The organism is Sphingomonas sp. KC8 (assembly GCF_002151445.1).
In the GTDB taxonomy this organism is placed as follows: Bacteria; Pseudomonadota; Alphaproteobacteria; order Sphingomonadales; family Sphingomonadaceae; genus Sphingomonas_E.
Genome location: NZ_CP016306.1, coordinates 2330743 through 2350986, shown reverse-complemented (window position 1 = coordinate 2350986; position 20244 = coordinate 2330743). Strand labels below are relative to the sequence as shown.

Here is a 20244-nt window from a genome sequence, read left to right as displayed (position 1 = left end):
GCGGCATGGCAAGAAGCCGCGGTGGAGGCAAGGGCATGAACCGCACGGTTCTGATCGGCGGGCTTGGGCTTGTCGTGGTCGTGGCCGGGCTATTGTCGCTGGGTGTCGGCCCGGTGCCGATCGGCTGGTCGCGCATCATGGACGTACTGGGCGGTGGCGGTGATGCCGTCGCGCGGACGATCCTGATCGATCTGCGTTTGCCGCGCGCGCTGCTGGCGCTGGCGGTCGGCGCGATGCTGGGTGCGGCGGGGGCGGCCTTGCAGGGTTATCTGCGCAATCCATTGGCCGAACCATCGGTGCTGGGGGCATCCAATGCAGCGGCATTGGGGGCTGTGATCGCGCTCTATTTCGGGCTGGTCAATCTCCACCCGGCGATGCTGCCAGCACTGTCGATCCTCGGCGCGGTGATCGGGCTGGCGTTGCTGGCGCTGCTGGCCGGCCGGTCCGAAAGCCCGCTGACCCTGATCCTTGCAGGCATCGCGGTTGGCACGATGGCGATCGCGGGGACGAGCCTTGCGCTCAACATGTCGCCCAATCCGTTCGCCGCGATGGAAATCATGGCGTGGCTGCTGGGGTCGCTGGAGGATCGCTCGTTCGATCATGTCCGCATCGCTCTGCCCTGCATCGCGGTCGGCCTCGTGCTGTTGCTGTGGGATGGCCGCGCGCTCGATGCGCTGACCTTGGGCGAGGATGGCGCGGCGGCGCTGGGCGTTGATCTGCGCCGTACCCGGCTGCGGCTGCTGATCGGGGTGGCGATCGGTGTTGGCGGGGCGGTCGCGGTGTCGGGGGCGATCGGCTTCATCGGCCTGATCGTGCCGCATCTCGTTCGCCCGCTCACCGATCGGTCGCCATCGGCAATCCTGTTGCCGTCGATGCTGGGCGGGGCGGCCTTGCTCACCCTGGCCGATGTCGCGGTGCGGATCATCCCCACCACATCGGAACTGAAACTGGGTGTCGTCACCGCCTTTCTCGGCGTGCCGATCTTCCTTGTGCACCTGATGCGGGAGCGGCGGCTATGGTGACGATCGCGATCGAAGGGCTTCAGGTTGCGCTCGGCCGCCGCCCGGTGCTGCACGGGGTGGATGCGGTGCTTGAGCCGGGCGCATTGATCGGGGTGATCGGCCCCAATGGCGCCGGCAAATCGACCTTGGTGCGCGCGCTGCTCGGGCTTGTGCCAGCCACGGGCTGCGTGCGGGTCGATGGTGTCGATGTGGGCCGGATCCCCCGCGCCGATCTGGCCAAACGCATCGCTTATCTGCCGCAGGGGCAGACCCTGCACTGGCCGCTCACCGTCGAACGGCTGGTGGCGCTGGGCCGCCTGCCGCATCTGGCGCCCTTTTCGCGGATCGGCGATGCGGACCGCGCGGCGATCGACCGGGCGATCCGCCATGCCGATGTCGATCACTTACGTGATCGGGTGGCGACCGAATTGTCGGGTGGCGAACGCGCCCGCGTGCTGCTGGCGCGCGCGCTGGCGGTCGAGGCATCGGCGCTGGTGGCGGATGAACCGCTTGCCGCGCTCGATCCCGGCCATCAGCTTGAGGTGATGGCGCTGCTCCGCGCCCAGGCCGCATCCGGCGCGCTGGTGGTGGCGGTGCTTCATGATCTCACCATGGCGGCGCGCCATTGCGATCGGCTGCTGCTGCTTCACGAAGGGCAATTGGTGGCCGATGGCCCGCCCGATGTAGTGCTGACGGCGGCCCGGCTTGCCGACGTTTACGGCATCCGCGCGTGGATCGGCGAGGCGGCGGGCGGGCCACTGATCGTACCGCTCGATCACAAAGGTTGACCGCGATGGCCGGCCGGGACTATCGGCGCGGTCGCGACAGGTTCCCCGGTGACGGGGATGAAAAGGGAACGGGGTTCGAAACCTCGGCTGCCCCTGCAACTGTGAGCGGCGAGCCATCGGGCCACATGCCATTGGGAACCTGGTTCCCGAGAAGGCGGCCCGAACCGGTGATGACCCGCAAGCCAGGAGACCTGCCCGTCGCGGTCGTCTTTCGTCCGGCCAGGGTGCGCCGAACGGACGGGTCAAAACCCGAGCGACGACATCGTAGCCGCGTTTTCGCGGGGGCGAGGTCGTGTGCCGAAACCCCGTGATGCGTGGCGTGTCAAAGTCACGGGGTTATCATTCGATGTTCAAACCATTCATTCTTTCCAGCCTGCTGCTGTCCTCCGCTGCCTATGCGGAACAGGTCGCACCCACGCCCGACGCGGCGGCTGCACCCGAGGCCGCCGAAGCCGGCGTCATCCTCGTCACCGCAACCCGCGTGCCGACCGCGATTGACCGCGTCGTTTCGTCCGTGTCGGTGCTCGACAAGGCGGCGATCGATCGCGCGCAGGATATCGGTGTCACCGAACTGCTCCAGCGGCTGGCCGGCGTCAGTTTCTCGCGCAACGGCGGCTATGGCACGGTGACATCGATCCGCATCCGTGGCGCCGAAACCGATCAGACGGTGGTGGTGATCGACGGGGTCAAGCTCAATGATCCGTCGTCCACTGGTGGCGGCTTCAACTTTGCCAACCTGCTGGTCGGTGATGCGTCGCGGATCGAAGTACTGCGCGGGCCGCAGTCGATCCTGTGGGGTAGCCAGGCGATCGGTGGCGTCGTCAATATCGTGACGGCTGCCCCGCAAAAGGATCTGGAAGCCAGCTTCGATATCGAGGCCGGATCGCGCGATACGGTGAATGCACGCGCTGCCGTTGGCGGCCGCACCGGGCCGCTGTCGTGGCGGATCGGTGGCAATGCGTTCACTACCGACGGCATTTCGGCGATCCGTAAGGATGCCGGCGGCGGCGAGGCCGATGGCTACACCAACCGCAGCGTCAGCGGCCGCGCCGAACTGGCAATCACCGATGGCATCACCGCCGATATGCGCGGCTATTATTCGCGCGGCCGGGTCGAGATTGACGGCTTTGCCGGCGATACGGCCGAATATGGCCTCAACCGCGAATTTGTCGGTTATGCCGGGTTGAACGTCGATCTGTTCGGCGGCCGGCTGCGCAACCGTTTTGCCTATGGTTACACCGATACCAATCGCGACAATTATGATCCGACGCGGGCGCGCCCGCAGACGTTCGACGCGGCGGGCCAGAACAAGCGGCTCGAATATCAGGGCACCTTTGCGATCACCGACAAGTGGACCGCATTGTTCGGCGTTGAAAATGAGCGGTCGAAGTTCCGCACCGTTTCGCCGTCCGGTTCGCTTGCCGTGCCGGTTCCAGCGCCGGTGCGCGGGCGTGCGCGGATCACCAGCGTCTATGGCCAGTTGAGCGGCGAACTGCTGTCCGGGCTGACGGTAACGGGCGGCGTGCGCCATGACGACCATGCCAATTATGGCGGCAAGACCCAGTTTGCTGGCGGTGCGGTGTGGGCGCTGCCCACCGGCACGGTGCTGCGGGCGAGCTATGCCGACGGCTTCAAGGCGCCGTCGCTGTACCAGCTGTTCTCCGAATATGGGAATACCGGCCTGTCGCCCGAACGCGCGCATGGCTGGGAAGCGGGCATCGAACAGCGCCTGTTCGGCGATGTGCTGACGGTCGGGGCGACCTGGTTCCAGCGCAAGACCAAGGACCAGATTGATTTCAACAGCTGCGATTTCCCGACGTCGACCGATCCGCTGTGCGTGACGCCCGGCAGCGGCGATCCGCGTTTCGGCTATTACATCAATGTCGCGCGCACCGAAGCCAAGGGGCTGGAGGCGACGGCATCGCTGCGTCTGGCTGAAAACCTTCTGGTCGACGGCAATTATAGCTGGATCAAGGCCGAAAACAGCGACACCGGCAAATGGCTGACCCGCCGCCCGCGCAGCACCGCCAACGGATCGATCAGCTATGCCTGGCCGTTTGGGCTGACAACCGGGGCTGCGGTGCGCTGGTCGGGCAAGAGCTATGATAATGTGACCAACAGCCGTCGCCTTGACGCATACACGCTGGTCGATCTGCGGGCCGAACTGGCGGTGCGCGATGGCCTCAGCCTGTTTGCCCGCGCCGAAAACCTGTTCGATGAGGATTATCAGACGGTCTATCGCTACGGCACGCTCGGCCGCAGCATCTATGCCGGTGTGCGGGCGCGCTTCTGATGGGCGCGGCTTGGCAATCTGCGGCTGATCGGGGCGCATCGACGCTCTGGATCATGCTGCTGACGGTGGCGAGCACGGTAACGACATGGGCGCTTGCCTGCGCCACCCCGTTCCCGGCACTCGCCGCGCTCGCCGCCCTCCATATGCACCGGCGCGACGGGGTCGCGCTGGCGCTGGCGGCGTGGGCGGCCAGTCAGGCTGTGGGCTTCGGCCTGCTCGGCTATCCGCACGATCCGTCGACGCTGGGCTGGGCCTTGGGCCTTGGCGTAGCGGCGGTGGCATCGGCGGTGGCGGCCCATGCGGTGGCCGGGCGACTGTCCCACCGCTCGTTCGTCATTCGGCTGGGGCTGGCGTACGGTGCGGCGTTCGTCGCGTTCAAGGCGGTGATCGCCCTGTTCGCGCTCAAGCTGGGCGGGATGGCGATCAGCCTCGCGCCGGCGCTTGCAGCCACGCAGTTCGTGCGCAACGGGGCGATCCTGCTGGGGTTGCTGGTGCTCTATCGCGGCCTTGTCGCGATCGGGGTGCCGGCGGCGCCTGCCATGCGCCCGGCGGCCGCCTGACATGCTGACCCGCGTTGCCGATGGGCCTGCCGTGGTCGTCTGCAACACCTGCCGCCACTCGGCTGCATCCGCTGAGGATGCAGCCGGTGTGCGCGGGGGCAAGCGGCTGGCCGAGGCGCTGAAATCGCTTCAGGCCGGCGACCCCGCTTATGCCGGGGTGGCGGTGCAGGAAATGCCGTGCCTGTTCGCGTGCGGTGATCATTGCACCGTCCACATCCGCGCGCCCGATCGCATCGGCTATGTCCTCGGTCGGTTCGAACCGACCGTGGATGCCGCCCGCGCGATCCTCGATTATGCCGCGCGCCATGCCGAAAGCGTGGATGGCCGGGTGCCGTACAAGCAATGGCCGGAAGGGGTGAAAGGGCATTTCATCGTCCGCATTCCCCCCGCCGGCTATACGGCCGACTGAATTACAGCCAGCCCGCCGTCTGCGCGAGCAGCCACAGGCCGATCACCAGGAACAGCCCGGCGGCGATCATCCGCACCACGCCCAGCGGTACGCGCCTGATCAGGGCCTGCCCCAGGAACACCGCCGGCACATTGGCGATCATCATGCCGATGGTGGTGCCCATCGTCACCGCGATCACATCGTGAAACCGCGCGCCCAGCGCGACCGTGGCGATCTGCGTCTTGTCGCCCATTTCGACGAGGAAGAACGCCACCACCGTCGTCAGGAATGCCCCGAACCTGGCCGGTTTGTCCTCCACATCGTCCAGCTTGTCGGGAACCAGCGTCCACAGCGCCATCGCGATGAACGATCCGGCGACAAGATAGCGGAACCACAGTCCGTCCAGCAACGCCGCCACCTGCGATCCGGCGAGCGCCGCCAGAAAATGGTTGGCGATGGTCGCCACGAAAATGCCGGCGATGATCGGCCAGGGCCGCTTGAACCGCGTGGCGAGGACGATCGCCAGCAACTGCGTCTTGTCGCCGATTTCGGCGAGCGCAACCAATGCGGTCGATGTGAACAGGGCTTCCATGGACGAACTCCGGGGCCGGGCGGCGAAAAATCCAACGACACCACACCCCCCGCCCGGCAAGGCGAAGGTGCGGTGTCATTGGTCTCGCCCGAACGGTGGTCCCGCTCCCTTCGCACCATGGCCTCTCGACCAAGTATGTTGACGCGAAGGCCCGCCCGGTTCGGGCGGCTGGCTACTCCCCAGATGACGGGCGCGCGATAGCCGCGATTGATGCACCGTGCAAGCGCAGGCCGCATGGAACCGGGCAGGGGCTTCGCCAGTATATCCGCCGACACGTAGCTTGGAGTAGAGAATGCGGATCGCCATCATCACGCCGGCCCTGTTGGGTCTGGTGCTTGCCGGTTGTGGACCGAAGGAACTGGCGCTGCCCGCCGATCCGGTGGATCGCGCGGCGACATGCGGGGTCGTGGCGGCGGCGGTTGCGCGCGCGGGAACGACCAATATCGCAGCACCCCTGCCGTTCGAACAGCAGGGCCGGATCATGCATTATGCCATGCTGGCGGCATCCGAAGGCAAAGCGTTCGACACCAGCCGCGCGGCGGCCGTGGTCGATCGGATGCCGCAACTGGAAGGCGCGATCACCGGCGGCAAGTGGCAGGGGCTGAAAGGTGCTTGTGCCGAAGCATTTCCGGCCACGCAGGGCGTTGACGCGGTAACGCTTCCCGCCGATCCCCTTCAGGCCCAAACCGGCTGCTATGCGATGAGCATGTTCCTGACGAAGGCGCTTGGCGCGCAGAATGCCGCGTACAGTGGCGAACTCGGCGCATATGGCGGCATGAATCGCGGCCTCGATCCCAAGATCGGCGCAGGCCTTGTGGCGCGTGGGATCAAGAGTGACAGCGACGCGGCCAGCACGCTGCGCGCCGAGGCGCTGGCGCGGATGGTGAAATTGGGGCCGCCGATGACGGTGATGAACGCCTGTCTCGAAAAATTCGGGCCAAAAGCCTGATCAGCGCGGCATCAGCCTGATCAGGCGCCCCTGCGATCCGCGCTGGCCGTCTTCCAGCAGCCAGATTGCGCCGTCGGGGCCTTGTTCCACCTCGCGGATGCGCTGGCCGGCCATGTCCCACTGGTCGGCCTTGCGCGCACTGACGCCATCGAGCGCGACGCGCACCAGCCCGGCCGTGTTCATCGCGCCGATGAAGGCGCTGCCTTTCCACTGGGGAAACAGATCGCCGCCATAGATCATCAGCCCGGCGGGCGAGATCGCGGGGTTCCAGAACAGCTTGGGCGCTTCCAGATCGGGGCGGGTGTCGTGGTCGGGAATGATGCGGCCGTCATAATGATCGCCGTTCGAAACGATCGGATAGCCGTAATTGCGGCCGGGCAGGATCAAATTGAGTTCGTCGCCATGGCGCGGCCCCATTTCGTGCGCCCACAAATTGCCGGCCGGATCGAAGGCGAGGCCCAGCAGGTTGCGGTGGCCATAGCTCCAGATGGCGGGGGCGAATCCCTTTGCGGCAAGCGGGTTGTCGGCCGCCGGCGTGCCATCGTCGTTGAGGCGCAGCACCTTGCCCAACGTCGCTTGCGGGTCCTGCGCGGGATCGAATTTCTGGCGTTCGCCGCTGGTGAAGAACAGATGGCCATCGGGGGCAAAGGCGATGCGGCCCGAATAATGGCCGCCCCCGCCCACATCGGGGCTGGCGCGGAAGATCACGGAAACGGCGTCCAGCCGGGGATCGGCCCCGTCGACCAGCCGGCCGCGCGCCAGCGCGAGGCCCTTGCCGCCGCCGCGCGGTTCCGAAAAGCTGAAATAGACCAGATGGTTTTCCGCGAATTTGGGATGCAGCACGACATCCATCAGCCCGCCCTGGCTGGCGCTGTCGACCGCAGGGATGCCGCCCAGCGCGGCCGCGGCCTTGCCGTCGGCGGAAACGAGCAGCATCCGCCCGTCTTTTTCCGTCACCAGCATCCGCCGGTCGGGCAGGAACGTCATCGCCCACGGCGAATCGAAATCGGCGATCACCGTGGTCTTGAACGGCGGATCACCGGCTGGCGCGGCCGCGCCCGGTTCGCTCGCGCCGCCGCATGCGGCAAGCAGAAGGATGGCGGCGATACCGGTGGTCGGTTTATGCATCGGGGGTCCGTTTCGGGGATCGGGAAGAAAGGGGAGTGTCGCGCAGCGCCGCTTCGGCGACGCTCATATAGTCCCGCGTGATCGGCAGCGCATCGCGGCGGCGGATATATTGCAGCTGATAATTGCACATGCCGCCCCGGCGGAATGCGGCGGCCGCGCCGGCAAGGTAGAACAGCCACATCCGATAGAAGCGCGCATCGTACAGCGCCTCGATTTCCTGGCGGGCGGCGACCGTGCGATCATACCATTGATCGAGCGTGTAGGCGTAATGCAGCCGCAGCGTTTCCATGTCCGACAGGATCAGCCGGGCGCGTTCGCTGGCGGACACGATTTCCGACAGTGCGGGAATATAGCCGCCGGGAAAGATGTAGCGCGCGGTGAAGGCGTCGGTGGTGCCGGGCTTTCCCATCCGGCCGATCGTGTGGATCAGCATCGCGCCGTCATCGGCCAGAAGCGCGCGGCACTGGCGGAAGAACTGGTCATAATGTGGCGGGCCGACATGTTCGAACATGCCGACCGAAACGATCCGATCGAACTTGCCGGTCAGCGCGCGATAATCGATCAGTTCGAACCGCACCCGATCGCCGACACCAGCCTCCTCTGCCCGGCGGCGGGCCACGGCGAGTTGCTCTTCGGACAAGGTGATGCCCAGCACGTCGACGTCGGCGATCCGGTTCAGATACAACGCCATCCCGCCCCAGCCGCAACCGATGTCGAGCACCTTCAGGCCGGGGCGCAGATTGAGCTTGGCGGCGATATGCGCCTTCTTGTCGGCCTGCGCCTGTTCAAGCGCATTGGCCGGGTCGGTGTAATAAGCGCAGCTATATTGCCGGTCGATATCGAGGAAGAGATCGTACAGTCGCCCGTTCAGGTCATAATGGTGGGCGACATTGCGTTTCGATCGCCGCGCCCAGTTGATTCGGTCGAATCGGGCGATGCCGTTGTGGAGCGCGTTGCGCCAGAAGGTCGCCTGCAACTGGTCGCCGCCTTTTTCCCACGGGGCGTTGGCGCGCAGCAGATCGATCAGCCCGCGAATATCGTCGCCTTCTATCGTCAGACGGCCGTCCATCCAGGCTTCGGCGGCCCCCAGCCGCGGGTTGCGCGCGATGAAATTGGGCGCGCCCTTGTCGGTGAAGGCGATATGGATTTCGGGCCAGCCGGATTCGGCCTTGCCGTAAACGCGCGTCTGGCCATCGGCATAGCGCACATGAAGCTGCCCGCGCTTCACGATCCGCGACAGCATCCGTTCAAGCAGCCACATGGCACCTCGCTCCGGTTGACGGCGTTATTCCCCGAATAGTTCGTCAATTTCAGTTCAGTATCAACCCTGTGCGGCAATTGCGCAGGCGGCTTGCCCTTCTGCCCGGCATGGCCTATATCGCGGCTTCTCTCGACATTGGTGACACTGGCGAGGTCGGCTCCACTTCGGGGCCGGCACCGGGGTCGCATGTTCGACGCAGGAGGAAAATGGCCGATATCGACGCGTTGACCAAGCTGATCGAACCCGAAGCGCAGGCTTTGGGGTTTGCGCTGGTGCGTGTCGCGATGTTCGGCGGCAAATCGGATCCGACCTTGCAGGTGATGGCCGAGCGGCCGGACACCCGCCAGCTCGACATCGCCGATTGCGAAGCGCTGTCGCGGCGCATTTCCGAACTGTTCGATACGGTCGATCCGATCGAGGAAGCCTATCGGCTCGAAGTGAGTTCGCCGGGCATCGATCGTCCGCTCACCCGCCTCAAGGATTTCGAGGATTGGGCGGGCTTCGATGCGCGGATCAAGCTGGCCGAGCCGCTGGACGGCCGCAAGCAGTTCGAAGCGCGGCTTCTGGGACTCGAAGGCGATACCGTGAAGGTGTATGCCGAACGGGTCGGCGAAATCGCGATCCCCTATGGTCAGATCGCCAGCGCCAAGCTGATCCTGACCGATGCATTGCTCAAGGCGACCGCCCCGCTTTCCACCGAAGGCGCGGACAGGATTTCGAAGGAAGGATAGGACCTAAGTCATGGCCACCGCCATTTCCGCCAACCGGGCCGAGCTGCTCGCCATCGCCGACGCCGTCGCGCGCGAGAAGCTGATCGACCGCGAAATCGTGATCGAGGCCATGGAAGACGCGATCCAGCGCGCGGCGCGGGCTCGCTACGGCGCTGAAAACGATATCCGCGCCAAGATCGATCCGCGTTCGGGCGACATGCGCCTGTGGCGCGTCGTCGAAGTGGTCGAAGGCGTGGATGACTTTTTCAAGCAGGTCTCCGTCGTCGATGCGCAGAAGCTGCAGAAGGGCGCTGCCGTCGGCGATTTTATCGTCGATCCGCTGCCTCCGATCGAATTTGGCCGCATTGCGGCGCAGGCCGCCAAGCAGGTGATCTTTCAGAAGGTCCGCGATGCCGAGCGCGAGCGCCAGCATGAAGAATTCAAGGATCGCGCCGGCGAAATCATCACCGGCGTCGTCAAGCGCGTCGAATTCGGCCATGTCGTGGTCGATCTCGGCCGCGCTGAAGGCGTTATCCGCCGCGATCAGCAGATCCCGCGCGAAGTGCTGCGTGTCGGCGATCGCGTCCGTTCGCTGATCCTGTCGGTCCGTCGCGAAAATCGCGGTCCGCAGATCTTCCTCAGCCGCGCGCATCCCGATTTCATGAAGAAGCTGTTCGCGCAGGAAGTGCCTGAAATCTACGACGGCATCATCGAGATCAAGGCCGCCGCCCGCGATCCGGGTTCGCGCGCCAAGATCGGCGTGATCAGCCATGATGGCTCGATCGATCCGGTTGGCGCGTGCGTCGGCATGAAGGGTAGCCGCGTTCAGGCTGTCGTCCAGGAAATGCAGGGCGAAAAGATCGATATCATCCCCTGGTCGCCCGACACCGCGACCTTCGTGGTGAACGCGCTCCAGCCGGCCCAGGTCGCCCGCGTCGTCATCGACGAGGAAGAAGAGCGGATCGAAGTGGTCGTCCCCGACGATCAGCTTTCGCTCGCGATCGGCCGTCGCGGCCAGAATGTCCGCCTCGCCAGCCAGTTGACCGGCAAGGCGATCGACATCCTGACCGAAGCCGACGCCAGCGAAAAGCGGCAGAAGGAATTCGTCCAGAACAGCGAACTGTTCCAGGGTGAGCTCGACGTCGATGAAACGCTGGCCCAGTTGCTGGTCGCCGAAGGTTTCGGCAGCCTCGAAGAAGTCGCTTATGTCGACGCCGACGAAATCGCGTCGATCGAAGGCTTTGACGAGGAACTTGCGGCTGAGTTGCAGAGCCGTGCGCAGGAAGCGCTGGACCGCCGCGAACAGGCCAATCGCGACGAGCGCCGCGCGCTCGGCGTCGAGGATGACCTCGCCGAACTGCCGTACCTCACCGAAGCCATGCTGGTGACGCTGGGCAAGGCGGGGATCAAGACGCTCGACGATCTGGCCGATCTGGCGACCGACGAACTGATCCAGAAGAAGCGCGCCGAACCGCGCCGCCGCGCCGAAAACGCGCAGAAGCGGCCGGAAGACAAGGGCGGCGTGCTTGCCGAATACAACCTGTCGGATGAACAGGGTAACGAGATCATCATGGCCGCGCGCGCGCATTGGTTCGCTGACGAGACGCAGGAGGACGCGTCGGCGGATGGCGAACAATGAGCATCAGCACGCGAATGTAAGCGGCAAGCCCCCCCGTCCCGCTCGCGGGAAGGGGGTAAGCCCGCACGCGCCGGACAGCCTGGCGCGGATGGCGAAGCCGTGCCCGAATCGGCCGCGCGCGGAACGCATGCGGCGGCCACCGCCGATCGGCATGTGGCCGAACGCAAATGCGTGCTTTCGGGCGAGCATGGCGAACGCGACGGGTTGATTCGTCTCGCGCTTGGCCCCGATGGCACCGTCGCGCCCGATATCCGGGCGAAGGCGGGCGGCCGGGGGGCGTGGATCGCGGTCGATCGCGTCGCGCTGGAAACGGCGATCGCCAAGGGTAAGCTGAAAGGTGCGCTTGCCCGTGCGTTCAAGACGGCAGCATTCCTGATTCCCGATGATCTGCCCGCGCAGATCGAACGGGCGCTGGAACGGTCCGCGCTCGATCGGCTGGGGCTGGAAGCGCGCGCCGGAAATCTTCTTACCGGCAGCGAAAAAATCGTGGACGCGGCGCGCAAGGGTACGGTGGCGATGCTGCTGCACGCCCGCGATGCGGCCGCAGATGGCACCCGCAAGCTCGATCAGGCGTGGCGGGTGGGTCTCGACATGGAAGGCACGGATACGCGGGGACTCGTAATCCCGGCGAGCCGTGCCATATTGTCGATGGCTTTGGGGCGCGAAAATGTGGTACATATCGCGCTTATCGCGCCGGCTGCCGCCGCGCGCGTTTCCGATGCACTTGGCCGCTGGCGCGGCTTTATTGGACGGAACGGTAGCACCGAACCTTGCGATATGACGTCGCAAGGCCCATCGGCGCTACGGGAATCGAAGTTGAAGGGTTCGGGTACTCGATGAGCGATAACGACAAGCCGAAACTGGGTATGCGCGCGCCTTTGGGCCTGAAGCGTACGGTGGAGACGGGCAAGGTGAAGCAGAGCTTCAGCCATGGCCGGTCCAACACCGTCGTGGTCGAGGTCAAGCGTCGCCGTATCCTCGGCAAGCCCGGCGAGGCCGAAGCGCCCGTGCAGGAGGCCGCACCGGCCCCGGCACCGGCCCCCGCCCCCGCGCCGGTGGTGGCCGAGCCGGCCCCCGCGCCTGCACCCGCGCCCGCGCCGGTGGTGGCGCCGACGCCCGCACCTGAGCCTGAGCCGGTTGCGCCTGTCGTGGCGGTCGAACCTGCCCCTGCACCGGAACCCGCAGCGCCGGCCCCGGTCGCCGTGGAACCCGCGCCCGCGCCGGTCGCCGAACCCGCGCCTGTGGCGCCGCCTGCGCCTGTGGCTGCGCCGACGCCTGCGCCTGTCGCGCCTAAGCCGGCTCCTGCGCCTGTTTCCCGCGCCCCGGCCCGTACGCCGCCGCGTCCGGCCAACATGCGCCCGATGACGCCGCTTGAACGGCGCGAGCAGCAGGCTCGTCTGCTGCGCGAGGCCGAAGAAGCGCGGATGACGGCGCTTGAAGAAGCGCGCCGTCGCGAAGATCGCGAAAAAGCGGAGGCGACCGAAGAGGAACGCCGTCGCGTCGAAGAAAATCGCCTCGCTGCCGAGGAGGCCGCCAAGGCCGCGGCCATCGCGGCCGAGGAAGCGGCCAAGGCGGCTGCCGAAGCCGCCGCGCGTGGCGAAGCCGAACCGGCCGCCGCCGAGGCGCCTGCCGCGTCGGGCGAACGGGGCACGGGTGCGCCCCCGCCGCGTCGTTTCACCCCGGTTGTCGCGCCCAAGCGCCCCGAACCGGCCAAGCCGTCGCGCGATCGCAAGGGTGATGACCGGCGTCAGTCGGGCAAGCTCACGGTTACCCGTGCGCTGTCCGATGGCGATGGTGGCGCCCGTGCGCGCAGCCTGGCCGCGCTCAAGCGCGCCCGCGAAAAGGACAAGCGCGCGCACCAGATGGGCGGCCCCGCCGCCAAGCAGGTGCGCGATGTCGTCGTGCCCGACACGATCACGGTGGCCGAACTCGCCAACCGCATGGCCGAACGCGGCGCCGATCTCGTCAAGGCGCTGTTCAAGATGGGGATGCCCGTCACGGTCAATCAGTCGATCGATCAGGACACGGCGGAACTGCTCGTCACGGAATTTGGCCACAACATCAAGCGCGTGTCCGAAAGCGATGTCGACATCGTGACCACGGATGACGTGGATGCCGATGAAACGCTGGTGGCGCGTCCGCCGGTGGTGACGATCATGGGTCACGTCGATCACGGCAAGACCAGCCTGCTCGATGCCCTGCGCGGCACCGACGTGGCGTCGGGCGAAGCCGGTGGCATCACCCAGCATATCGGCGCCTATCAGGTGACGATGAAGTCGGGCGACAAGATCACCTTCCTCGATACGCCGGGCCACGAAGCGTTCAGCGAAATGCGCGCCCGCGGCGCCAACGTCACCGATATCGTGGTGATCGTGGTGGCGTCGGACGATGGCATCCGTCCGCAGACGATCGAGGCGATCAACCACACCAGGGCCGCCGGCGTTCCGATGATCATCGCGATCAACAAGATCGACAAGCCGGGCGGCAATGCGCAGAAGGTGCGCGAAGCGCTGCTCCAGCACGACGTTCAGGTCGAAAGCATGGGCGGCGACGTGCAGGAAGTGGAAGTGTCGGGTCTCAAGAAGATCGGCCTCGACGAGTTGATCGAAAAGATCCAGCTTCAGGCCGAACTGCTCGAACTGAAGGCCAATCCCAACCGCGCGGCCGAAGGCACGGTGATCGAAGCCAAGCTCGACAAGGGCCGTGGCCCGGTCGCGACGATCCTCGTCGGCCGCGGCACGCTCAATGTCGGCGATATCTTCGTCGTCGGCGCCGAAAGCGGCAAGGTGCGTGCGCTCGTCAACGACAAGGGCCAGCAGGTGAAGTCGGCCGGCCCGTCAACCCCGGTCGAAGTGCTGGGTCTGTCGGGCGTTCCGGGGGCGGGCGATCCGCTGTCGGTGGTCGAGAACGAAGCCCGCGCCCGCGAAGTTGCGGCCTATCGTGCCGGTGTCATCCACCAGAAGCGGACGACGTCGGCCCCGGCCAGCCTGGAATCGATGTTCTCGGCGCTGCGCGAAAAGCAGGCCCAGCAATATCCGGTGGTGGTCAAGGCCGACACGCAAGGGTCGGTCGAAGCGATCATCGGGTCGCTCAACAAGATCTCGACCGATCTTATCCAGGTGCGCATCCTGCATTCGGGTGTCGGCGGCATCACCGAAAGCGATGTCACGCTGGCCGCGGCTTCGAAGGCGCCGATCATCGGCTTCAACGTCCGCGCCAACGCCAAGGCCCGCGAATTTGCGACGCGGGACGGGGTCGCGCTCAAATATTATGACGTGATCTACGATCTGCTGGATGAAATCCGCGCCGCGATGGCCGGCCAGCTTGGCCCGGAATATTTCGAAACGGTCGTCGGCCGCGCCGAAATCCGCGAAGTCTTCTCGGCCGGCAAGCACGGCAAGGCGGCGGGTCTGCTCGTCACCGAAGGCTTCATCCGCAAGGCCCTGCGCGCCCGCGTCACCCGCGACGATGTCATCATCTACAATGGCTCGATCGCGTCGCTGCGCCGGTTCAAGGATGATGTGCCCGAGGTCCGCGCGGGCCTCGAATGCGGCATCACCCTCGAAGGATCGACCGACATCAAGCCGGGCGATTTCCTCGAAACGTTCGAAGTCGAGGAACGCGCGCGCACGCTGTGATCGCGATTGCGGGAAGTTCGGCCGTCGCCCCGGTTCACGCCGGGGTGACGCGCCATTTGTGGGAAAGGCCACGGCGTGCGCCGTAATGAAACCCCCGAAGGCAAGTCGGTCCGCGTGCTGCGCGTCGGCGAACAGGTGCGCCATGCCCTGTCCGACGTGCTGATGCGCGGCGATGTGCATGACGATGTGCTGACCAGTCACAGCGTGTCCGTCACCGAAGTCCGCATGTCGCCCGATCTGCGCCACGCCACCGCGTTCGTGAAGCCGTTGCTCGGCACGGACGAGGATGTGGTGCTGAAGGCGCTGCGCACCAATACCGCCTATCTGCAAAGCGAAGTCGCGCGGCGGGTGAACACCAAATATGCCGCGAAGCTCAAATTCCTGATCGATGAAAGCTTCGATGAAGGCGGGCATATCGATGCCGTGCTGCGTCGCCCCGACATCGCGCGCGATCTGGAAAAAGACGAAGACTGAACGCCGCGTCGGCCAAGGGGGGCAAGCTGGCATCGCGTGGAAAGGATAAGCCCATGGCCGAAGCCGATCGCCTGCACGCCCCGCTTGCCGACGGCGATGTCGCGCTCATCCCGCTGGAAGAAGCCGATCGCGCTGCGCTGCGGGCGGCCTGTGCGGCGGACGGGGAAATCTGGCGGATCTACAATGTCTCTTATGGTCCCGAACATTTCGACGCGAGCTTCGATGCGCTGATGGCCAATCCGGCGCGGCTGGCCTTTGCCGTCCGGCAGGGGGGGGCGCTGGTCGGGATGACGGCGTTTCTCGGGATCGATGCGGCCCGGGGGCTGCTGGAAATCGGCAACAGCTATATCGCGCCCGCCGTGCGTGGCACCGGGCTGAATGGCCGGATCAAGCGGCTGATGATCGATCATGCCATTGCCTGCGGGTTCCGCCGGATCGAATTTCGCGTCGACGCGCGCAACGCCCGGTCCATGGCGGCGGTGGAAAAGATCGGCGGGGTCAGGGAAGGGGTGCTGCGGCAGGAACGGATCACCTGGAACGGGCATGTCCGCGATACCGCGCTCTATTCGATCCTCGCGCATGAATGGCGCGGAAACGACGGCTTCAGCGCGAGTTCATGACGGCGGCGGTATGGCCGGCGGCATGACCACGCCCCATTTCATCACATCGCTTGCCGGGGCCGCCGCGCTGGTCGTGGGGCTATCCGGCCTGTCCGCAACCCCTGCATCGACAGCACCAGCCGTGGGCGAGGAGGCGTCGATCCCCTTCGTCAGCGCCGGTTCGATCCGCGATTTTCGCGTGGTCGATCGCGACACGCTTTATGTGCAGGATATCCAGCGCAACTGGTATCGCGCCGAACTGATGGCGCCCTGCACCGATCTGCCATTTGCCGAAACGATCGGATTCGATGTGCGCGGCACCAATCGTTTCGATCGCTTCTCGTCGGTGCTGGTGCGGGGGCAGCATTGCCCGCTCAAAAGCCTTGTCGTCAGCGCGCCGCCGCCGAAGAAAGCCAAAAAGAAGGGCTGATTGGCATGCCGGCCGTCCGATGATGGTTGGATAACGCGCGCGCCCCGCCTACAGGCCGGCCGATGGACGGATGGATCATTATCGATAAGCCGCTGGGCATGGGGTCGACGCAGGTCGTCTCGGCGGTCAAGCGCGCGTTGCGCCAGGGCGGCTATGGCAAGTTCAAGGTCGGCCATGGCGGGACGCTCGATCCGCTGGCGACGGGTGTTCTGCCGGTTGCGATCGGCGAAGCGACCAAGCTTTCGGGGCGGATGCTCGACGCCGACAAGGCCTATGATTTCACCATCGGCTTCGGTGTCCAGACGGATACGCTGGATGCGGAAGGCACCGCGATCGCCACGTCGGATGTTCGCCCGGCGCGGGCGGAGGTGGATGCGGTGCTGCCGCGGTTCACCGGGCCGATCGAACAGGTGCCGCCGGTCTATTCCGCGCTGAAGGTGGATGGTGCCAGGGCCTATGATCTGGCCCGTGCCGGCGAAGACGTGGAACTCAAGGCCCGCGCCGTCACCATCCACGCGCTGACGCTGGTCGAATCGACCGAAAGTTCCGCCACCCTGTCGGCCCGCGTGTCCAAGGGAACCTATATTCGCAGCCTTGCGCGGGACATTGCATTGGCCGCTGGCACGGTCGGCCATGTCACCATGTTGCGCCGCACGAAGGCGGGTCCGTTCACCCTGGATCAGGCAATTTCACTGGACAAACTGGACGAATTCGCTAAGGGCCACGCGCTTGAAGAACTACTCCTGCCACTGACGGCGGGGCTGGACGACATCCCGGCTCTACCCGTCACGCCCGATCAGGCAAGGGCGCTCCGCGAGGGGCGAAAGTTGATCGGAGCGGCCACGCGCCAGGGCCTCCATCTTGCGGTTTCAGGACAGGTTCCTGTGGCGCTTGTGGAGATAACCGGTCCGGAAATCCGGGTGGTGCGCGGTTTCAATATCGCGATGTCGAAGGAAGAAAACGCATGACGATTACCGCTGCACGCAAGGCCGAACTGATCACCACCCACGCCCGCGGCGAAGGTGACACCGGCAGCCCCGAAGTTCAGGTTGCGATCCTTTCCGAACGCATCTCGAATCTGACCGAGCACTTCAAGACCCACGCCAAGGACAATCATTCGCGGCGCGGCCTTCTGATGCTGGTCAACAAGCGTCGCAGCCTTCTCGATTATCTGAAGCGGGAAGACAACGCACGCTACGCGGATCTCATCGCCAAGCTCGGGCTTCGTAAGTGAGCCTGAGCCACTGACCGAAACGGCCCCTTCACGGGGCCGTTTCTCGTTTCGGGGCCATTGCATTCGGCTTCGAAGCAACTTCCCGGACCCGGCATTCGGCCGTGGTCCGGTTTCGGGCAGGACGCCCGATCATGGGGCCGGACGCCGGCCCCGCTACAGGCCCCGCCGGCATAGGGCTGGCGGCAGGAAGGAACAAAGATGTTCGACATCAAGAAGCAGGAAATCCAGTGGGGCGGCAAGACGCTGACCCTGGAAACGGGCCGCGTTGCCCGTCAGGCCAACGGCGCGGTTGTCGCGACGCTCGGCGAAACCGTTGTGCTTTGCGCCGTCACGGCTGCGCGCAGCGTGAAGGAAGGGCAGGATTTCTTCCCGCTCACCGTCCATTATCAGGAGAAGTATTTCTCGTCGGGTCGCATCCCCGGCGGCTTCTTCAAGCGTGAACGCGGCGCGACCGAAAAGGAAACGCTGGTTTCCCGCCTGATCGATCGTCCGATCCGCCCGCTGTTCCCGGAAGGGTTCTACAACGAAATCAACGTCATCTGCCAGGTGCTGAGCTATGACGGCGAAAACGAGCCGGATATTCTGGCGATGATCGCGGCGTCGGCCGCGCTCACGCTGTCGGGCGTGCCGTTCATGGGTCCGATCGGTGCTGCGCGCGTCGGCTATCAGGATGGCGAATTCATCCTGAACCCGACCGATGCGCAGGTTGCCGAAGGTGAACTCGATCTCGTCGTCGCCGGCACGCATGATGCGGTGATGATGGTCGAATCCGAAGCCAAGGAGCTTTCGGAAGAGATCATGCTCGGCGCCGTGATGTTCGGCCATCGCGAAATGCAGAAGGTGCTCGACGCGATCATCGGTCTGGCCGAACAGGCTGCCAAGGATCCGTGGGATCTGGCCGCTCAGCCCGACACCAGCGCGATGAAGACGAAGCTGAAGAAGCTCGTCGGCAAGGAAATCACCGCGGCGTACAAGCTGACCAACAAGTCGGCCCGTTCGGACGCGCTGAACGAAGCCCGCGCCAAGGCGAAGGTTGCGTTTGCCGATGCCAGCCCGCAGGACCAGATGGTCGCCAACAAGCTGGTCAAGAAGCTTGAGGCCGAAATCGTCCGCACCGCGATCCTCAAGGATGGCCGCCGCATCGACGGCCGCGACACGAAGACCGTTCGCCCGATCGAGGCGACCGTGCACTTCCTGCCGCGCGCCCATGGTTCGGCGCTGTTCACGCGCGGCGAAACCCAGACCATCGCCACCTGCACCCTTGGCACCAAGGATGCCGAGCAGATGATCGATGGGCTGACCGGCCTGCGCTACGAAAACTTCATGCTGCACTACAACTTCCCGCCTTATTCGGTCGGCGAAGTGGGTCGTTTCGGTGCGCCTGGCCGTCGCGAAATCGGCCATGGCAAGCTGGCGTGGCGCGCATTGCACGGCGTGCTGCCGACGAAGGAGGAATTCCCCTACACGATCCGTCTCACCTCGGACATCACCGAGTCGAACGGGTCGTCGTCGATGGCCACCGTGTGCGGCGGCAGCCTCGCGCTCATGGATGCCGGCGTGCCGATCAAGCGCCCGGTTTCGGGCATCGCGATGGGCCTGATCCTCGAAGGCAAGGATTTCGCGGTTCTCAGCGACATCCTGGGTGACGAAGATCATCTCGGCGACATGGATTTCAAGGTGGCCGGTACATCGGAAGGCATCACCAGCCTGCAGATGGACATCAAGATCGCCGGGATCACCGAAGAGATCATGAAGGTCGCGCTGGAACAGGCCAGCGGCGGTCGTGCACACATCCTGGGCGAAATGGCCAAGGCGCTCGATCACACCCGTGAAGAACTGTCGGCCCATGCGCCGCGCATCGAAACGATGAACGTCCCCAAGGAAAAGATCCGCGACGTCATCGGCACCGGCGGCAAGGTGATCCGCGAGATCGTCGCCCAGACCGGCGCGAAGGTCGACATCGAAGACGACGGCACGGTCAAGATCAGCTCGTCCGATCCGGAAAAGATCGAAGCCGCCAAGAACTGGATCATCGGCATCGTCGCCGAGGCCGAAGTCGGCAAGATCTACACCGGCAAGGTCGTCAACCTCGTCGATTTCGGCGCGTTCGTGAATTTCATGGGCGGCAAGGATGGGCTCGTCCACGTCTCCGAAATCAAGAATGAGCGCGTGGCCAAGGTGTCCGACGTCCTGTCCGAAGGGCAGGAAGTGAAGGTCAAGGTGCTGGAAGTCGATCAGCGCGGCAAGGTTCGCCTGTCGATGCGCGTCGTCGATCAGGAAACCGGCGCCGAGCTGGAAGATACCCGCCCGGCGCGTGAACCGCGCGAAGGCGGCGATCGTGGCCCGCGCGGCGACCGTGGTGATCGCGGCGACCGTCGCCGTGAGGGTGGTGATCGCGGCCCGCGTCGCGATGGCGGCCGTGGCCCCCGTCGTGAAGGCGGCCGGGATGACGGCCCCGCGCCGGAATTCGCGCCTGCGTTCCTGAAGCGCGACGACGATTGATCGCTCAGGCGGATCATTGAAATGGAAAAGGGGGCCAATGGCCCCCTTTTCTTTGTCC

General features: G+C 65.5%; 19 protein-coding genes and 2 riboswitches. Of the genes, 16 read left to right on the top strand and 3 right to left on the bottom strand.

Annotated elements, in window-relative coordinates; all coding sequences use genetic code 11:
* The first annotated feature begins 35 nt into the window (after window positions 1–35).
* From KC8_RS11140 to KC8_RS11120, 5 genes are all read left to right on the top strand, one after another.
* Window positions 36–1022: a FecCD family ABC transporter permease gene (locus tag KC8_RS11140; RefSeq protein ID WP_010126228.1), complete on the top strand. Its 987-nt coding sequence runs from the start codon at window positions 36–38 to the stop codon at window positions 1020–1022.
* The gene (locus tag KC8_RS11135) at window positions 1016–1789 is read left to right on the top strand and encodes an ABC transporter ATP-binding protein (protein ID WP_010126227.1); all 774 of its coding nucleotides are present in this window, start codon (window positions 1016–1018) and stop codon (window positions 1787–1789) included. The genes KC8_RS11140 and KC8_RS11135 overlap by 7 nt, the downstream gene beginning before the upstream one ends.
* A 21-nt stretch (window positions 1790–1810) precedes the next feature.
* Window positions 1811–2002: riboswitch (cobalamin riboswitch) on the top strand.
* A gap of 133 nt (window positions 2003–2135) precedes the next feature.
* Window positions 2136–4082, top strand: a complete 1947-nt coding sequence (locus KC8_RS11130; RefSeq protein ID WP_010126225.1) for a TonB-dependent receptor plug domain-containing protein — start codon at window positions 2136–2138, stop codon at window positions 4080–4082.
* Window positions 4082–4642 carry a hypothetical protein gene (locus tag KC8_RS11125; protein WP_010126224.1) on the top strand — a complete coding sequence of 187 codons (561 nt, stop codon included), beginning with the start codon at window positions 4082–4084 and terminating at the stop codon, window positions 4640–4642. The genes KC8_RS11130 and KC8_RS11125 overlap by 1 nt, the downstream gene beginning before the upstream one ends.
* Window position 4643: 1 nt before the next feature.
* A complete protein-coding gene (locus KC8_RS11120; protein WP_010126223.1) occupies window positions 4644–5051 on the top strand; it encodes a DUF1636 domain-containing protein in 408 nt (135 codons plus the stop codon).
* A gap of 1 nt (window position 5052) precedes the next feature.
* Here KC8_RS11120 and KC8_RS11115 read toward each other — a convergent pair whose 3' ends face one another.
* Window positions 5053–5622, bottom strand: a complete 570-nt coding sequence (locus KC8_RS11115; protein ID WP_010126222.1) for a TMEM165/GDT1 family protein — start codon at window positions 5620–5622, stop codon at window positions 5053–5055.
* Window positions 5623–5633: 11 nt separating this feature from the next.
* Window positions 5634–5816: riboswitch (yybP-ykoY riboswitch) on the bottom strand.
* 98 nt (window positions 5817–5914) lie between these two features.
* On the opposite strand from KC8_RS11115, the gene KC8_RS11110 reads away from it, so the two are divergent.
* Entirely contained in the window at window positions 5915–6571 is a 657-nt protein-coding gene (locus KC8_RS11110) for a hypothetical protein (RefSeq protein ID WP_010126221.1), read from the top strand.
* On the opposite strand, the gene KC8_RS11105 is transcribed toward KC8_RS11110, so the two are convergent.
* Together KC8_RS11105 and KC8_RS11100 are read right to left on the bottom strand one after the other, a co-directional pair.
* Window positions 6572–7699, bottom strand: a complete 1128-nt coding sequence (locus KC8_RS11105) for a PQQ-dependent sugar dehydrogenase (protein WP_010126220.1) — start codon at window positions 7697–7699, stop codon at window positions 6572–6574. It lies immediately after the preceding gene.
* Complete coding sequence (locus tag KC8_RS11100) at window positions 7692–8960, bottom strand: SAM-dependent methyltransferase (protein ID WP_010126219.1); 1269 nt, start codon at window positions 8958–8960, stop codon at window positions 7692–7694. Before KC8_RS11100 ends, KC8_RS11105 begins: the two co-directional genes overlap by 8 nt.
* Before the next feature lie 206 nt (window positions 8961–9166).
* Here KC8_RS11100 and rimP point away from each other — a divergent pair, with 206 nt between their 5' ends.
* From rimP to pnp, 10 genes are all read left to right on the top strand, one after another.
* Window positions 9167–9691 carry a ribosome maturation protein RimP gene (gene rimP, locus KC8_RS11095; protein ID WP_010126218.1) on the top strand — a complete coding sequence of 175 codons (525 nt, stop codon included), beginning with the start codon at window positions 9167–9169 and terminating at the stop codon, window positions 9689–9691.
* A gap of 10 nt (window positions 9692–9701) precedes the next feature.
* On the top strand, window positions 9702–11309 hold the full coding sequence (gene nusA, locus KC8_RS11090) for a transcription termination factor NusA (RefSeq protein ID WP_010126217.1): 1608 nt from the start codon (window positions 9702–9704) through the stop codon (window positions 11307–11309).
* A gap of 99 nt (window positions 11310–11408) precedes the next feature.
* Window positions 11409–12149, top strand: coding sequence for a DUF448 domain-containing protein (locus KC8_RS11085; protein ID WP_010126215.1), 741 nt, complete (start codon window positions 11409–11411; stop codon window positions 12147–12149).
* Entirely contained in the window at window positions 12146–14947 is a 2802-nt protein-coding gene (gene infB / locus KC8_RS11080; RefSeq protein ID WP_010126214.1) for a translation initiation factor IF-2, read from the top strand. Before KC8_RS11085 ends, infB begins: the two co-directional genes overlap by 4 nt.
* Before the next feature lie 75 nt (window positions 14948–15022).
* Window positions 15023–15421, top strand: a complete 399-nt coding sequence (gene rbfA, locus KC8_RS11075) for a 30S ribosome-binding factor RbfA (RefSeq protein ID WP_010126213.1) — start codon at window positions 15023–15025, stop codon at window positions 15419–15421.
* 53 nt (window positions 15422–15474) lie between these two features.
* Window positions 15475–16041: a GNAT family N-acetyltransferase gene (locus tag KC8_RS11070; RefSeq protein ID WP_010126212.1), complete on the top strand. Its 567-nt coding sequence runs from the start codon at window positions 15475–15477 to the stop codon at window positions 16039–16041.
* A gap of 22 nt (window positions 16042–16063) precedes the next feature.
* The gene (locus KC8_RS11065; protein WP_029624627.1) at window positions 16064–16450 is read left to right on the top strand and encodes a DUF6491 family protein; all 387 of its coding nucleotides are present in this window, start codon (window positions 16064–16066) and stop codon (window positions 16448–16450) included.
* 62 nt (window positions 16451–16512) lie between these two features.
* Window positions 16513–17418, top strand: coding sequence for a tRNA pseudouridine(55) synthase TruB (truB, locus tag KC8_RS11060; protein WP_029624626.1), 906 nt, complete (start codon window positions 16513–16515; stop codon window positions 17416–17418).
* Entirely contained in the window at window positions 17415–17684 is a 270-nt protein-coding gene (rpsO, locus tag KC8_RS11055) for a 30S ribosomal protein S15 (protein ID WP_010126209.1), read from the top strand. The genes truB and rpsO overlap by 4 nt, the downstream gene beginning before the upstream one ends.
* 198 nt (window positions 17685–17882) lie before the next feature.
* A complete protein-coding gene (gene pnp, locus KC8_RS11050) occupies window positions 17883–20186 on the top strand; it encodes a polyribonucleotide nucleotidyltransferase (RefSeq protein ID WP_010126208.1) in 2304 nt (767 codons plus the stop codon).
* The last annotated feature ends 58 nt before the right edge of the window (window positions 20187–20244 follow it).